Source organism: Nonomuraea gerenzanensis (genome assembly GCF_020215645.1).
Classification (GTDB): domain Bacteria; phylum Actinomycetota; class Actinomycetes; order Streptosporangiales; family Streptosporangiaceae; genus Nonomuraea; species Nonomuraea gerenzanensis.
Window position 1 is genome coordinate 730765 of the sequence record NZ_CP084058.1, and the last position, 15431, is coordinate 746195.

At 74.0% G+C, this 15431-nt stretch carries 13 protein-coding genes; 5 read left to right on the forward strand and 8 right to left on the reverse strand.

All coding sequences use genetic code 11. The features are described 5' to 3' along the window. The first annotated feature begins 57 nt into the window (after positions 1 to 57). The gene (locus LCN96_RS03720) at positions 58 to 438 is read left to right on the forward strand and encodes a hypothetical protein (protein ID WP_225271186.1); all 381 of its coding nucleotides are present in this window, start codon (positions 58 to 60) and stop codon (positions 436 to 438) included. On the opposite strand, the gene LCN96_RS03725 is transcribed toward LCN96_RS03720, so the two are convergent. Continuing rightward, complete coding sequence (locus LCN96_RS03725) at positions 435 to 4631, reverse strand: FtsK/SpoIIIE domain-containing protein (protein WP_225271187.1); 4197 nt, start codon at positions 4629 to 4631, stop codon at positions 435 to 437. The two genes, LCN96_RS03720 and LCN96_RS03725, sit on opposite strands and share 4 nt — an antisense overlap. Before the next feature lie 181 nt (positions 4632 to 4812). Between LCN96_RS03725 and LCN96_RS03730 the strand changes: the two genes are divergently transcribed. Both LCN96_RS03730 and LCN96_RS03735 read left to right on the forward strand, forming a co-directional pair. Beyond that, entirely contained in the window at positions 4813 to 5337 is a 525-nt protein-coding gene (locus LCN96_RS03730; RefSeq protein ID WP_263657435.1) for a sigma-70 family RNA polymerase sigma factor, read from the forward strand. Positions 5338 to 5371: 34 nt separating this feature from the next. Beyond that, entirely contained in the window at positions 5372 to 6067 is a 696-nt protein-coding gene (locus tag LCN96_RS03735) for a zf-HC2 domain-containing protein (protein ID WP_225271188.1), read from the forward strand. 30 nt (positions 6068 to 6097) lie between these two features. On the opposite strand, the gene LCN96_RS03740 is transcribed toward LCN96_RS03735, so the two are convergent. The 6 genes from LCN96_RS03740 to LCN96_RS03765 form a co-directional block, all read right to left on the reverse strand. Continuing rightward, positions 6098 to 8371, reverse strand: coding sequence for a hypothetical protein (locus LCN96_RS03740; RefSeq protein WP_225271189.1), 2274 nt, complete (start codon positions 8369 to 8371; stop codon positions 6098 to 6100). Beyond that, entirely contained in the window at positions 8368 to 10068 is a 1701-nt protein-coding gene (locus LCN96_RS03745) for an ABC transporter permease subunit (protein ID WP_225271190.1), read from the reverse strand. Before LCN96_RS03745 ends, LCN96_RS03740 begins: the two co-directional genes overlap by 4 nt. Beyond that, positions 10065 to 11288: a hypothetical protein gene (locus LCN96_RS03750; RefSeq protein ID WP_225271191.1), complete on the reverse strand. Its 1224-nt coding sequence runs from the start codon at positions 11286 to 11288 to the stop codon at positions 10065 to 10067. The genes LCN96_RS03745 and LCN96_RS03750 overlap by 4 nt, the downstream gene beginning before the upstream one ends. Then, positions 11272 to 11910: an ATP-binding cassette domain-containing protein gene (locus LCN96_RS03755; protein WP_225271192.1), complete on the reverse strand. Its 639-nt coding sequence runs from the start codon at positions 11908 to 11910 to the stop codon at positions 11272 to 11274. Before LCN96_RS03755 ends, LCN96_RS03750 begins: the two co-directional genes overlap by 17 nt. A gap of 86 nt (positions 11911 to 11996) precedes the next feature. Then, positions 11997 to 12359: a VOC family protein gene (locus LCN96_RS03760; RefSeq protein ID WP_225271193.1), complete on the reverse strand. Its 363-nt coding sequence runs from the start codon at positions 12357 to 12359 to the stop codon at positions 11997 to 11999. Beyond that, complete coding sequence (locus LCN96_RS03765; RefSeq protein WP_225271194.1) at positions 12356 to 12964, reverse strand: dienelactone hydrolase family protein; 609 nt, start codon at positions 12962 to 12964, stop codon at positions 12356 to 12358. Before LCN96_RS03765 ends, LCN96_RS03760 begins: the two co-directional genes overlap by 4 nt. Before the next feature lie 85 nt (positions 12965 to 13049). Here LCN96_RS03765 and LCN96_RS03770 point away from each other — a divergent pair, with 85 nt between their 5' ends. Together LCN96_RS03770 and LCN96_RS03775 are read left to right on the forward strand one after the other, a co-directional pair. Next, the gene (locus LCN96_RS03770) at positions 13050 to 14243 is read left to right on the forward strand and encodes an FUSC family protein (RefSeq protein WP_225271195.1); all 1194 of its coding nucleotides are present in this window, start codon (positions 13050 to 13052) and stop codon (positions 14241 to 14243) included. 63 nt (positions 14244 to 14306) lie between these two features. Further along, positions 14307 to 15002, forward strand: a complete 696-nt coding sequence (locus LCN96_RS03775; RefSeq protein WP_225271196.1) for a hypothetical protein — start codon at positions 14307 to 14309, stop codon at positions 15000 to 15002. Between the two features lie 22 nt (positions 15003 to 15024). On the opposite strand, the gene LCN96_RS03780 is transcribed toward LCN96_RS03775, so the two are convergent. Then, positions 15025 to 15393, reverse strand: a complete 369-nt coding sequence (locus LCN96_RS03780) for a hypothetical protein (protein ID WP_225271197.1) — start codon at positions 15391 to 15393, stop codon at positions 15025 to 15027. Positions 15394 to 15431: the final 38 nt, after the last annotated feature.

The window sequence follows — 15431 nt, forward strand, 5'->3', positions numbered from 1 at the left end:
TCCATCGAGATCGGAGTCGTGTGTCCGAGCAGGCCTGATCCGGACACTCTCGCGCGCGTGACCGGTTTCGCCATGCGCTCGATCCTGGACGTGTCGAACGTCGAGGTCGCCTTCGTCGACGAGGACGACCTCTGGAGGTTCCACTGGGGCGGGGCAGGGCAGGTCGCCGCGTTCTTCCTGCCTTCGGACCGGCACGAGTTCGCCGGGCAGTGGTACCTGTCGATCGAGGCGGGCCACGGGGACGAGCAGGTCACGGAACTGCTCATGATCGTCTTGTCCGCGGTCGCCGCGTTGCTGACCGGCGGCACGCTCGACGACGACAACTACCCCTTCGAACGCCCCGACCTCACCGCCGACGCGCTGCTGAGCCAGGCCCTACGCGAGGCACCCCTTGAGCCGGAGGCCGCCGTCCACCTCCTCGTGACCGGCCACCTCTAAACCCCCGCGAACTGCACCAACTCCAACCGCCGCCCCACCCCCATATACCCCCGCCCCACCGGCCCCCCAAAAAACTGATCAGGCTCCAGATTCACCCCATGCTCCCGAGCATGCACCCGGCTGGTAGGCGTCAACACGAACCGCACCCCCGACCGCACCACCTCACTCACCTCCCCCGCCAACGCCCGCCGATGCCCCTCCAGCAACGGCGTGGCATCCCCGCACAACACCAGCGCCCGCCGCCCCAACTCCGACGGCGCCAGAATGTCCTGCACCAACGTGGGCAGCGTGTCGAACCCCTGCTCCCGAGGCGTGACAGTCACCTGATCGAAGTCATCGACCACCACCGCATACCGCTCCCCCTCGAACGCCTCCACCGCCTCCCGCAACGCGGCGTCGGTGAACGCGGTGCCCGCCAGCGCCCTGGCCTCCGGCAGGGAGCGGACGAGCGGCGAGCGGGGCGGTCCGACGGCGAGCACCCGGACGCCCGCCCGCAGCAGCACGGTGGCCATGACGAGCGCGGCGTTGCTGCGGCCCGAGCCCGAGGGGCCGGAGACGAGGACGAGGTGCGGGCCGAGGTCGAAGAGGTCGAGGTCGACGGGGGTGACGTCGGGGCCGCCGAGGCCGATGGCCGGGGCGGGCAGGTCGCGGAGCGCGACGGTGGCCGGCAGCGGCGGGAAGGGTTTGGGGCCGGGGGAGGGCTCGCGGCTGTGGCGGGCGGGCGCGGGCGGGGCGGGAAGGGTCTCGGGCGGGAGGCAGATCTGGGCGTGCAGGCCGCTGGCCGCCTCGATGGCCCGCCCCGCCAGGACGGGCGGCGAGACCATGCCCGAGGTGAGGTAGGACCGCCGGGTCTCCTCGCGCGGGAACGGCAGGAACAGCCGCCGCGAGAACAGGTCGGGCGTCTTGCCGCGCAGCATGTCGTGCCCGCCCACGGCCACGACGTGGATGCCGACCGGCGGCCCGCCGGCGACGATGCCGCGCAGGGTGACGAGCAGCGGGGTCTCGAAGAAGTCGGGGCTGCCGCGATCCTCGAAGTACTCCCATCCGTCGATGACGAGCACGATCACCGGCGCGGACGACCCGCCGGGCGAGAGCCGCGACAGCCGCCGCCGCTCCACCTCCTCCGCCAGCCACGTCACCAGCCGCCTGATCCGGTCCGGCTCCCCGCCGCCGACGACCGCCCCGCAGAGCGGCAGTGACGCGTACGCGCCCAGCCCGCCCGGCTGGTGCTCCACCACGTACAGCCACACCTGCGCGGGCGAGCAGCGCGCCGCCAGGCTGGAGACGAGCGTCCGGCAGAACGTCGTCCGCCCCGACTGCGGCCCGCCCGCCACCATGAGCCGCTCGGTCCCGCCCAGGTCCAGCCCCATGGCGGGCTGCGCCTGCCCGGCCGGGTCGTCCAGCAGCGCGAACGGCACCCCGCCGGCCCCCGACAGCGCCGCCCCCGACAGCGCCGCCAGCGGCAGCGCGGCGGGCAGCGGCGGCAGCAGCGGGCGGAACGGCGGCTCGGTGGACAGGCGCGGCGCCGCCTCCAGCACGGCGGCGATGGCCAGGTCCTGGTCGGTACGGCTGGCCCTAGGCGCGCCCCTGGCCTCCGGGCGCGGCAGCCCGAGCGCCGGCCAGGGGGTGAGCCGGGCGGTGGCGGGGGCCGAGCCGGTGGGCGGCGGGTCGCCCAGGTAGCCGGTCTGGAAGAGCTGGGGGGTGCGTTGCTCGCCGCCCACCCGCATGATCATGCCCCGGCCGCGCAGCCGCGACGGGATCGTGGCGGCGTCGGGCACGCCGAGCACCTCGGTGCTGTCGGACGGCTCGTTCTGGCGCAGCGTGATGCGCAGGGAGATGTTGTTCTTCAGCTCGGGCGACAGCTTGCCCTGCAACGACTGCGTGGCCAGCACCAGGTGCATGCCGAGCGAGCGGCCCTTGGCGGCCACGTTCACCAGCTCGCGCAGGAAGTCGGGGGAGGTCTCCAGCACCCGGGCGAACTCGTCGAACACCATGACCAGCCGCGGCAGCCGCCCGCCCGCGTTCCAGTAGACGTCGATCTCGCCGCCGTACCTGGCCAGGATCGCCTCCCGCCGCCGCACCTCGGCCCGTACGGAGGCGAGCACGCGGCGGGCCGCGCTCTCGTCGAAGACGTCGGCGGCCGTGTCGCCGGTCGAGCGGATCAGCCCGACCACGTGCGGGCAGTGCTCGAACGGCAGGAACGCGCTGCCGCCCTTGAAGTCGACCAGCACCAGGTTCAGCTCGTCGGGCCGGTTGGCCAGCAGCAGCGAGGTGACCAGGGTCTGCAGCAGGATGCTCTTGCCCGCCCCCGTCGCCCCGCCGAGCATCGTGTGCGGGCCGTCCGCCGCGAGGTCCACGGTGACGGGGCCGGTGCCGTCGGCGCCGACGCACACCCTGGTGGTCGGCCCCGGATCGGCGGCCCAGCGCGCCAGCACGGCCTCGGCGTCGGGGACGCCCAGGCCAAGCGTGTCCAGCAGGCGCACGGCGTCGGGGATGACGCTCTCGGCCCTGGCCAGCGTGAGCCGGTCGCGCATCGGCGCCACCGCGCGGGCGATGCGCTCGGCGGCCTGCTCGCCGAGGCTCTCCGGCTGCACCGCGACCGGCAGCCCCTGGCGGCCCCGGGTCAGCAGCATGCCGGTGCCGTCCAGCTCGCAGACGCCGCGGCACTCGTTCAGGCTGCGCTGGTCGGCGCAGATCACGTACACGCCGACGGACGGCCCCTCCCGCAGCACCTCCTTCATGCCGGGGATGTCGCGTAACGCCCGCGCCCCGTCGAGCACGACGACCACTTCCTCGCCGAACGCGACGCGCCGCTCCTTGGCCTTGAGCCGCTCGGTGACCAGGTCCTTCAGCTCCTCGATCCGTTCCGTGCGGGTCTCGGGCGTGTTGCCGACCAGGCACGGTACGGGGGCGTCCACGTTCAGGTGCGGCAGCCAGCGCGCCCAGGCCAGGTGTTCGCCGCCGGAGGCGGTGATGAGCACCAGCCGCAGCTCGTCGGGCGCGCGCAGCGTGCCGAGCTGCACCAGCAGCCAGCGCAGCAGCGCGTCCACCGGGTCCGGCGGGCCGATGACGCCGAGCACGCCGATCTGGCGCAGGTCCACCGTGACCGGCACTCCACGCAGCACCGGCGGGGTGAACTCCGGCCACGGCTCGCCGTCGAACGTGATCGTGGCCGGCTCGTTCGCCACCCCCACGCGCAGGGTCAGCCCGTCGGGCGAGTCGGCGTTGCGCGGCCACAGGCCCGGCCCCTCGTGCGTGGCGGCGAACGTCAGGTCCACCTCGTCGGGGGCGACGACGTGCCGCAGCCACTGCTCGTGCACGACGTGCTGTCTGATGCGTTCGAGGGTCTCGCGTTTGCGCTGGTCGAACTCGCGCTCTTTCTTCCTGCGCTGCCGCCCTTCCACCCACTGGGTGCCGAAGAACGTGATCGGCGTCAGAATTCCGAACAGCAGAAAATACGGGCTTTTCAACAGGACGGCCATCGCGACCGAAATCGGCAGCGGCAACAACGACGAAATCAGCGCCACCGCGATATTGCGCTGCGGGATCTCGTTGCGCGGCATGGTGATCCGCGTGCCCGCGACGGCGGGCGCGGGGGAGAAGGCCCGGTCGAAGTCGATGTGGCCGTCCCGCGCGCGGGTGGTCCTGAGCCGGCTGGGCGGCAGCGGCGCCCACCGCAGCCGGTCGTCGCCCACCTGGAGCACCCCGTCGGGGCGCAGCGGCACGGGGCCCTGGACGCCCAGCTCGCCGACCAGCGTGCCGTTGCGCGAGCCGAGATCGACGACCGTGGCCTCGCCGGTCCACGACACGTCGAGGCGCGCGTGCCGCCTGGAGACCTTCTGGTCGCGGAGCAGGGGGATGTCGGTCCACTCGCGGCCGATCACGTGGCTGCCCGGGCTGAGCCAGACCACGCGGCCCGCGTCCGGGCCGGCGAACACGCGGATCGCACCCGCCGCCGCCAGGGGCCGCCAGGGCTGGGCACGCTCCGGCTCACCCACGCTGATCGTCGCTCCGGGCACCAGCGGGCTGTCCGCGAGGCGGGACTCGGGGTCGAGCTTGTCGCTGCCGACGTAACAGGCGCGGCCTCTGACGGGGAAGGGCAGCGCCCGCAGCAGCGAGCCGACGAGGGTCTCCGGCTCGGCCGTCACCTCGGCGTCGACGGCGGTGGAGGCCGCCGGATCGCGGATCGTCAACCGAATGATCATAATCCCCTCTCCAGGGGACTGAAGCACGATTTAACAGATAAATCTAGCTATGCAGCGAGACGGGCAAACTACCCAACCTTGGCCCCGTCTCGTGGCTAGAGTGATAATTCTCAATATCAGCCTACCGAGCGCGATATTTCATGATATCCGCAGCGCAGGGAGCCGCGGAGTGTCTCACCGCGTAACCGACGAGGCCATGGTCAGAGCCCTCTACCGCGAATACGGCGCCCCCCTGATGGCCTTCGCCGTCAGGCTGACGGGCGGCGATCGCCGCTGGGCCGAGGACGTCGTCCAGGAGACCCTCGTGCGAGCCTGGCGCAACCTGCACGACCTCCGTACGGACTCAGGCTCGCTGATGCCGTGGCTGGCCACGGTCGCGCGGCGCGTCGTCATCGACGACCGCCGCCGCTCCGGCTCCCGCCCCCTCGACACCGTCGAGGACATCCCCGAACGCGCCATGCCCGTGGCGGCCGAGGACGAGCGACTCTTACGGGAGATCGTCGTGACCGACGCGATGATGTCGCTCTCCCCGGCCCACCGGCAGGTGCTCACCGAGACGTTCCTGCTGGACCGCACCGTCCAGGAGGCGGCGGAGACGATCGGCGTGCCCGTGGGCACGGTGAAGTCCCGCGTGTACTACGCCATGCGCGCCTTACGGGTCGCGCTGGAGGAAAGGGGGGTGACGCTGCCGTGATGGTGGTGCGTCACGATGACAGGGGGGTGGCGCCATGACAGAGGTACACCACGAGGACGTGGCCGCGTACGCGCTCGGCCTGCTCAGCGAGGAGGAGCGGGCCGCTTTCGAGCGCCATCTCGACGGCTGCGGGAGCTGCGCGTCGGAAGTGGGGTCGTTCGCCGCGATGGGCGAGCTGATCAAGGGCGTCCATCCGGACGACCTGCTGCCCCACCCGCCGGACCCGCAGGTGGAGTCCCTGCTGGTGCACCGCGCCGCCAAGGAACGCAGGCGCCGCAGCCTGCACCGGGGCTTCCTGACCGCCGCCGCGTGCCTGGTGGTGGCGGCCGGCGTCTTCCTGGCCGTCAGCTCGGTGACCAGCGGGCCCAACCCCGACAGCATCCACGGCCCGGCCCGCGAGCTGCTCATGACCGGCCGCACCTACTCCGTCACCGACCCGGCCACCGGCGTGACCGGGCTCGTCGGCCTGGAGGACAAGGGCTGGGGCACGCACGTCGCGCTGGAGCTCAAGGGCGTCAAGGGGCCGCTGCAGTGCCGGCTGCTGGCGGTGGGCGACGACGGGCGCTCGGAGGTGGTCGCGAGCTGGGGCGTGCCGGAGAAGGGGTACGGCGTGCCGGGCTCGCCCGACCCGCTCGTCCTGCACGGCGGCACCAGCCTCCCGCAGTCCGAGCTGAACCACTTCACCATCCAGACCTTCGACGGGAGGACCCTGGCGACCGTGACGGTCTGACGCCCGGCGACCGTGGCGGCCTGACAGCTCTCACAACGCCAGCAACAACGACCGCAGCTCGCTGACCTGCTTCGGCTCCGCGATCCCGTCCCACGGCGACAGGGCCGCCAGCCCCGCCTCCTGGTGCTCGGCGGCCCGCTCCCGCCGCAGCCTGGCCAGGTGCAGGTGGGCCAGCGCGGTGCTCACCCCGGCCGGGGGCAGCCGCGACTCGGCCTCCTCCAGCAGCGCCGCCACCGCGTCCGGCGCGTGCCCGGGGTCCTCCAGCATGATCCCGGCCAGGTGCACCAGGCAGCGGGCCCGCCCGATCTCGTCCGCGGTCCCGGCGTAGAGCCGCTCCGCCTCGTCCAGGTGCAGGCCGGCGTCGTGGCTCTGGCCCAGGTAGTGGTGGACCAGCGCGAGCAGCTCGCGGGCGTGCGCCTCGGTCGTGGGGTCGCCGGCCCGCCGCGCCAGGTCCAGCGCCTGGAACAGCACGACCCTGGCGTTGGCGTACAGCGTGCGGGCCTCGGGGCCGCGGCCGTCGTGGTCGAGCGTCTGGCTCCTGCGCATGAGCAGCGCCGCCACGTTCACCAGCCGCGTCGCCTGGCCGAGCACGTCGCCGCCGGCCAGCGCCTGCCCGTACCTGACCAGGGCGGACTCGACGGCGGTGAACTCGTCGCCGCCGGACAACAGGATCGCCGCGTGCGCGAGGTGCAGGTCGGCCGGCCACGACTCGACTCTGACGCGCAGCGCCGCCGCGCGGTCGAAGTGGCGGCGCGCGGCGCGCGGATCTCCCGTGGTGAGCAGGGTCGTGCACTGGCGCAGCTCGGCCGTGGCCTGCACCGGCTCCTCGCCGAGCGCCTCGGCGGCCCTGGCCAGCTCGGCCGCCGCGCGCAGCCGGTCCTCGTGCCGCTGTTCGAGCCGGAACCAGCTCTCCAGCGCGTCCGCGATCCGCGCGAGCGCGCGCCCGGTCCTGGGCGCCGGAGTCTTGCGGGCCAGCACCTGCAGCAGCACCCGGTCCTCCATCGCGAACCAGGTCCTGGCCTCCTCGGCGGGCAGCCGCCCGGCGTACGAACCGGCCTGCTCGGCGAAGTGCTCGGCCAGCCGCCGCCAGGCCGCCTCCTCCTGCGGCGTGCCCTCGGCGCCGCTGCCGCGGTACGCGCTCGACACCCGGACCCGGGTCATCCGCACGTTCTCCACCAGCCCGAGGTCGGCCAGCTCCGCGATCGCGTCCGTGGCGGACGGCACGCCGAGCAGCGCGGCGGCGGCCTGGTGGTCCACCTCGGCGACGGGCAGGCCGGCGAGCAGCACGAAGAGCTGCTTGGCCGTCGGCCTGAGCTGCTTGACGCTGAGGTTGAGCACGAAGTCGAGCGTGTCGGCTACGGGCAGGCTGCGCAGGTCGTCCACCAGTGTCTGGAGGGACACGCCCGGGTTGCCCGCCAGCCAGCGGCCGACCCTGACGATCTCCAGCGGGCTGCCCAGGCAGACGTCGACCAGCAGCTCCAGCGCCTTGGGGTCGCGGGCCACCCGCTCGGGGCCGATATGCCTGGCCAGCAGCGCCTGGCCCGCGTCGGGGGCGAGCGGCCCGAGCTGGATGGGCTCGACGTGCTGCGGCGGGGCGTCCGTGAGCGTGCCCGCCAGCACGATGTGCGCGCCGGGCACGCGGGTGGGCAGCCAGTCGACCTGGCTCCACGCGCTGACGTTGTCCAGCAGGAGCACCTGCCCGGTGCCGGTGAGCGCCTCGATCACCTGCGCGGTCGCGTCCTGGGGCTCCTGGATGGCGCCCGGCGGGCGGTTCAGCGTGCGCAGCACCCGCTGCGCCACGCTGAGCGGCGTCTCGGGGTGGTCCCTGTCGGGGCCGCGCAGGTCGGCGTAGCGCTGCTTGCGCGCCTCGCCCGCCAGGTCCCACGCCGCCTGGAGGGCCACGGTGGACGTGCCCATGCCGATGCCGCCCTGCACGACGACGATCCCGCGCTCCAGGGCCTCGTCCTTGATCCGCCGCAGCTCGGCGTCGCGGCCCACGAGCCCGTCGATCCTGTCGGGGAACGGCATGGCCACCGTGCCCGGGCGGGGCGGCGGCTCTCGGCGGCGGCGTACCCAGTAGGTGAGCGAGGCGGCCCCGAGCGGCACCAGCACCACGAGGACGACCAGCAGCCAGATCGGCAGCCCGCCGATGAGCTGCTTGATCAGCTCCTCCTGGAGGATCAGGACGGTGCCGCCCACCGTCAGCGCCCCGCCGACCCCCAGCTCGGGCAGGTGCGCCACGGCCCGCCGGTACAGCCGTGAGAGCCGGAAGCTCAGCCGCTCCCTGCGTGAGATGTCCGTCATCGGCGCACCCCCCGGGTCAGCCCCCGATACAGCCGGCGCGCGGTCAGCGCCAGCACGAGCACGGGCACCGCGGTGGCGATCACGGCCTGCGCCGCCAGCTGGCTCGCGGCGCTCATGAAGTGGCGGGCCTGCTCCAGCAGGATCAGCGGCAGGTGGTCGCCCGACGGCCAGTTGAGCAGCAGCCCGACCACCGCGTCGTTCCAGACCAGGACGAACGCCAGCACCCCGGCCAGCACCACGGCCGGGCGCGCCTCGCGGACGACGTGGAACAGCTCGTACCTGTCCCGCGCGAGCATCGGCGCGGGCACGCGGACGAACGCGTTGTGCAGCACCAGCACCGCCAGCGGGATCACCAGCGCCGCGTGCACGATGATCAGCGGGAGCGCGGCGCCGACGGGGCTCAGCCAGCGCTGCAGCGGCACGGCGAACGCCTGCGGCGGCAGCGCCGCCAGGGCCACCGAGACCAGCAGCACGGGCCGCCAGGCGCGGCGCGGCAGCAGGTGCTCGTGCGCCAGCACGTACGCCGCAGGCACCGCGGCCAGCAGCACCACGCACACCACCGCCACGGCCCGCAGCAACGTGGTGCCCAGAGCGCCGGTGAACGCGCTGTCGGACAGGGCCTCGGCGTACGAGGAGAGCGTCCACGGCTCGCCGTTCCACCACCCGGTGCGCGCGGCGGCGGCCGGCTCGCGCAGCGAGGTGAGCAGCAGCGCCGCGAACGGCAGCAGCCACACCACCGCCACCGCCCCGGCCAGCGGCCACAGCCGCCTGCTGCGGCCGGGGCGCGGCCGCGCGGCCGGGGCCGGGTCCGCCCAGCTCACCCGCCCGCGCAGGCCGAGCAGCGCCGGCGAGGCCAGCCCCGCCACCAGCAGGGACATCAGCACGGCCAGCGCGGCGGCCCCGGCGTCGCCCAGGTCGTCGTTGTGCCGCCACCAGTACAGCCCGCCGCCCTCCACCAGCGCCTGCGTCGAGCCCGGCACCCCCATCAGCACCAGGTCGAACACGCGGGCCGCCGCCACCAGCGCGAACAGGTACGCCAGCGCGGCGGGCCCGGCCAGCGCGGGCAGCACCACGGACCACAGCCGGCGCCGCCGCCCCACGCCGAACGCCCTGGCCATCCGCAGCAGGCTCGACGGCAGCCGGGCCAGGGCCTCGTGGAAGACCAGGAACGCGACCCCGGCGTACTGCCAGACGAACGCCACCCCGAGCACCAGCCAGATCCAGCCGGGCCCGAGGAAGGCCACGTCCCTGCCGAGCAGGGCGGCGGCCATGCCGCGCTCGCGGCTCGTGTCGAACAGCAGCCGGAAGATCGCTCCCGTGGTGAGCGGGGAGACCACGGCGGGCAGCACCAGGATGACGCGCATGACCAGGCCGAGCGCGCTGCCCGCGTTCCTGACCAGCCAGGCCAGGCCGAGGCCCACCGCGCACACGACCACGACCAGCACCCACCAGATCAGCGTGTTGCCGACCGCCTGCCAGGCCTGGCCGTCGCTGAGCACCTCCGGCCAGGCGCCGGGCCTGGAGAGACTGATGACCACCGTCACCAGGAGCGGGGCCAGGATCACGCCCGCCGACAGCAGCACCGCCAGCAGCAGGTAGAGCGCGGCCCGCCAGCGGCTGAGCCCCTGACCGGCCACCGGCACCCGGGCGTCGTGATGGGGGGCCACCTCGAACAGGAAGGCGTTCTGCTCGCTCATCGGGCGGCGCCCTCCACGATCTTCTCGCGGGCGGTGGCCGCGGCCGTGGCCGGCGCGACCGTGCCCACGGTGACGTCGGTGAACAGCTCGGTGAGCACCCGCCACAGCCCGCGCCCGTCGCCGCCCTCCAACCGGCCGATGAGCCGGTCCGACAGGTCGTAGTGGCGGTTGCGCGCACTGCTCAGCAGCCGCGCGGGCGCCCGCAGCAGCGGGTGCGACGGCTCCCTGTACGGGGTCAGGAAGCCGCCCTCGTCCACCCACGCGGTCAGCGCGTCGCGCTCGCCATCCGCGCGCGGCCTGGTCAGCCAGTTCACGAACGCCACGGCGTCCTGCCCGCCGCCGCGCATCGCCACCGCCACGTCACCCCCGACCACGAGCGGGGGCGGGCCGTTCCCGTGCTGGGGGAAGGGGAAGTGGGCGGCCACGTCCCGGCCGCCGTACAGCTCGATGACCGGCAGCGCGAAGTCGGGCGCGGCGACCACGTCGGCGGTGCGGTAGCTGAAGACTTCGAGGATCGAGTCGTGGAACTGCATGGTCAGCGCCCGCCGGCCCTGGTCGTGGGTGAACGCCTCACGCCAGATCGTGGCCAGCAGGGTGAGCGCCTCGGTGACCTTGGCCACGCCCCACCACGCCTGGTTGCCCGGCTGCGCCGGCGGGAAGAGCCCGTCGTAGACCTCGGGGGCGTAGGCGAGCAGCACGTTCTCGAACCAGTCGCTGAGCACCCACCCGTCGGCCGCGCCGATCGCCAGCGTGCCGGGGCGGGGCTGCCAGGCGGTCAGGCTCGCCGGCGCCCGCTGCTCGCCCGCGCGGTGCCACACGAGCGACTTGTTCGCGAGCTTGAACCAGGCGCCGAGCTCCTCCTGGCTCCCGTACGGGGTCACCAGCCGCCGCCAGAACTCCGGCTGCGCGTGCCCGCCGGTCCTGGGCCGGATGCGGGGCCGCACCACGGGGTCGAAGAGCAGCCCCAGCCGGGGGATCACCGCCACGTCGGGGATGACGTCCTCGGCGGGGCCGCGCAGCAGCGCGCTGATGTTGTCGCCCGCCGAGTAGACGCTGACGGGCCGCCGGTATCGCGCCACGTACGCGTCCACCACGCGCAGGAAGCGGCGTAACTCCGCGCCGCTCCAGACCACCGCCACCCGCAACGGCGCCTGCCCCGCGCAACCGGCCACCGTGACGGCGGGGACGGCGGCCAGGAACGCCCTACGGCTCATCGACATCGGTGATCTCCCAGATGCAGGAAGGGGAGGCGAGGCTGGCCACCCTGGTGCCGTCGTCGGTCACGACGAGCACGGCCAGCCCGGGATCGGCACGCAACGCGCCGCTCACCGCCGCGTGGCACGGCCCGCAGCCCGTCCGGTCCTCGATCACCACCACCTTCACGGGCAGCGGCCGGCACAGGACCCGCGCCAGCGCGACGCTCAGCCGCTCGTCGTGGGCCAGCTCGTGCGGCCTGGAGCGCAGGAAGCCCTGGATGTCCATCCGCCTGGCCATGAACGCGATCCGGCCCTGCACGAACGACGGCGCCAGGTCGTCACGCGCGGCCAGCGCCAGGTTGCGCTCGACGGTCAGGTGCGGCAGCAGCCCCGCACCGGCCGGGACCAGCCCGATCTCGCGCTCCGCGGGCAGCCGCATGGTGATCTCGTGCCCGCCGATCCCGATCCGGCCGCCGACGGGCATCTCCAGGCCGAGCAGGAGGTCGGTGAACGCGTCGGCCCCGGCGGGCTCCCGGGCCACCACCACGGCGGTCTGCCCGGGGCCGAGCATCAGCGGGTCGGGTGACAGGCGGCGCCGGGCTCCCCGCGTGTCCCAGGTGAGACCGTCGATCTCCAGAAGTGGCACGTCCGCAACCGCCGTCGAGTCGGGATGTCATCCGCCCCGACGTTCGCACAAACCGGGCCCTGCGGCAACGTGATTGATCCATTCCGCTACGTGTTCAGGAAGAGGCAGAAGGGATGGCCGTCGGGGTCGAAGTGCACCAGCACGTCCTGCTGCGGCTGGTGCTCGGCCACCGTCGCGCCCAGCTCGACGGCCCTGGCGCTGCTCCCGGCCAGGTCGTCCACCTCGATGTCCAGGTGCGCCATCATCTGCTGGGCTCCCGGCCGGGCGGGCCAGGTCGGCCGCACGTACTGGGGGTCGGTGGAGAACGACAGCCCGGCCCCGCCGCCCGGCGGCCTGAGGACGACCCAGCCCGGCTCCTCGTCCGCCACCTCCCAGCCCAGCAGGGCGCGGTAGAAGGCGGCCAGCGCGTTGGCGTCGGGCGTCTCCAGCACGGTGGCGGACAGTCTCACATCGGCTCCCTGGGTCCGGAGAAGTGGGTGCTGAACCAGTCTCGGGCATGCCCGGCCACGGCCTCCAGCGCGCCGGGCTCCTCGAACAGGTGCGTCGCCCCCGGCACGACCGTGATCCTGCTGTCCGCGCGCAGGCGCCGCCGCGCCTCCTCGTTCAGCCCCACGACCACCGGGTCGCGCCCGCCCACGACGAGCAGGGTCGGCGCGCGGACCGCCGCCAGCCGGTCCCCGGCCAGGTCGGGCCGCCCGCCGCGCGAGACGATCGCGGCGACCGGGTTGTCCGGCTCGGCCGCCGCCCACAGGGCCGCCGCCGCGCCGGTGCTGGCGCCGAAGTAGCCGACCGGCAGGCCCTTGGTCCCGGGCTGCTCGCGTACCCAGGCGGTGCGCTCCAGCAGCCGCCCGGCCAGCAGCGGGATGTCGAAGACGTTCGCCCTGTCGGCCTCCTCCTCGGGAGTGAGCAGGTCGAACAGGAGCGTGCCCAGCCCGTTCTCGTTGAGCGCGCCCGCCACGTAACGGTTGCGCGGGCTGTGCCGGCTGCTGCCGCTGCCGTGCGCGAACAGCACGATGCCCTGAGCGGCGTCAGGAACGATCAGATCGCCGGACATGCGTCACCTCCTCCACTGCCGCGACCCTGCCGCTACCCGCTCAACGGCGGCTCTATCAGCGACGATGCTGGGCAGGGCTGTGAACATGGAGACCGAAACGGGGCGCGGGCGCGAGGTGCCCGGCTCCCCGCTCGAACGCATCGCGTCGGGCGGGGCGGCGGCGCTCGCCCGCGTGCGGAGCATGGGGATCGGGCGCTGGCTGCGCATGGAGCGCGAGGTGCTGGCCCAGACGGTGAAGGTGACGGTGGCGTGCTCGGTGGCCTGGTGGCTGGCCGCGTACGTGCTCAAGGTGGACCTGCCGGTCCTCGTGCCCATCGGCGTCCTGCTGACGGTCTCCGCGACCGCGTACAGCACGCTGGTGCGCGGCGGCCAGCAGATCCTGGCCGTGGTGGTCGGCGTCGGCGCGGCCACGGCGCTGATCTGGCTGATCGGCGCGAACGTGGTGACGCTGGCCGTGCTGGTGGTGGCCGGCCTGGTCCTGACGCGCCTGCTGAACCTGCCCGCCCAGAACGTCCAGATCCCCATCACCGCGCTGCTGGTGTTCGCGCTCGGCAGCACGTACGGCTTCGCCCGCCTCGCGGACGTGCTCCTCGGCGCCGGTATCGGCATCGCGGCCAACCTCCTGGTCATGCCGCCCCGCTTCGTGGACAAGGCGGGCAAGGAGCTGTGCGGCCTGTCCGCCGAGCTGGCCGGCCTGGCCGAGGACATGTCGCACGGCCTGCGGGACGGCTGGGACCGGGAGATGGCCGGCGACTGGCTGGACCGGGCACGCGAGCTGTCCCAGCGCTTGGAGGACACCGAGCAGGCCGCGGAGCAGGCGGCGGAGTCCGTACGGCTGTCGCCGCGCCGCCGCCGCTACGACCGCCGCCTGCGCCAGGTGGCCGAGGCCGCCACCTGCCTCGACCACGCCTGTCACCAGCTCCGAGGCATCGCCAGGGGCCTGGTGGACCTCATCGCCGGCGTGCGCGGCCTGCCGGGGGAGCGCGGCGCCGACCTGCCCGAGCCGCTGGCGGACGAGCTGGCTGCGCTGTCGCGGGTGTTCAGGGACTTCGGCATGCTGCAGGTCGGCCACGGGCGCCAGGAGGACATGGACGACCTGTGCGCCGCGCTCGACGACGGGGAGCGCCAGCAGCGGCGGCTGGCCGACGAGTTCCACCGCACCCGGCACGTGGAGCTGCGCTCGCTGCAGGGGGCGCTGCTGGACGACTGCGCGCGCATCCGCCACGAGTTCGACCCCGACACCGGCCCGCACCGGGCGGCCTTCCCGAAGCAGGACTGATGGCCCACGCCCCTCAGCCCGTGCGGCGCGGCCGCCCGGCGGTGATCATGGCATACTGCTCGAATGTCCGATTTCGCCGAGTTTCAAGCGAGGGGACGCGCGACCCTGCTGTCCGGTGGGGCCACCCACGACACCCCCATGGTGGAGGGCGCGCCGCGCTGGGGCCTGGGTGCGGTGCTGCGCCCCGAGGGCGAGGTGGTGGACCGGCTGACGGCGCTGGCCGCCACGATCGACGCCCCCGGCCACTGGGTGCACGGCGGCCGGACCCTGCACGTCACGCTCAGGTCGCTGGAGCCGTACCGGGCCCGGATCCCCGTGCACGACCCGCTGCGCCGCGCGTACGCGGCGGCGCTGGAGGAGGCGGCGCAGGGGCTGCCCTCGGCGCAGGTGCGGCTGGCGGGCGTGAGCGCCCACCAGGGCGGCATCCTGGTGGGCGCCCGTCCGGAGGACGAGACCCTGGCCGCGCTGCGCAAGCGCTACGCCCACGCGCTGGAGTCGCGCGGCGTCCGCGACCTGGAGCACGGCCGCGTCCGCGACCTCTGGTACGTCAGCCTCGTGCACTTCGCGGCCCCGCTCACCAACGCCCGCGAGCTCGTCCAGTGGTGCGACGCCCACGCGGACGCCGACCTCGGGACGGCCGAGCTGCGCACGGCGGAGATCGTCCAGTTCGTGCACACGGGCCACGGCGTCCGGGTGGAGTCCCTGGAGCGCGCCGTCCTCGGCGGAGGCGGCGGGGTGCCGCCCCGGCCCCATTCCTGAGGCGGCACCCCGCCACCGGCTCTCAGCCGAGCAGCAGCGCCGTCACGAACTGCAGCAGGTGCCAGGCCACGTAGGCGCTCAGCGAGCAGAACGCCCACTCCTTGCCCTGGCCGATCCGCGCGATCCAGCGCAGCTCCTCGGCCGGCTCCCGCCGCACCCGCAGGGTCCGCGACACCAGGTACGCCGACAGCAGCCAGGCGGCTCCCGACCCCACGGCGAGCACGGCCGAGATGACCAGCAGCACCGGCGAGGAGGAGACCTCCCCGGCGGCGGGGACCTGGTGCACCCAGGCCCCCAGGAGCCCGGCGAGCAGCCCGACGGTGATCCGTCTGTCCTTGCGCGCCTGTCGCTTGAGCCACTGAAGGTCTCGCCGCAGATGGTTCTTGAGCATCCGGATCACCTCCGTTGTGCGAGCTGGTGTCACCAGCT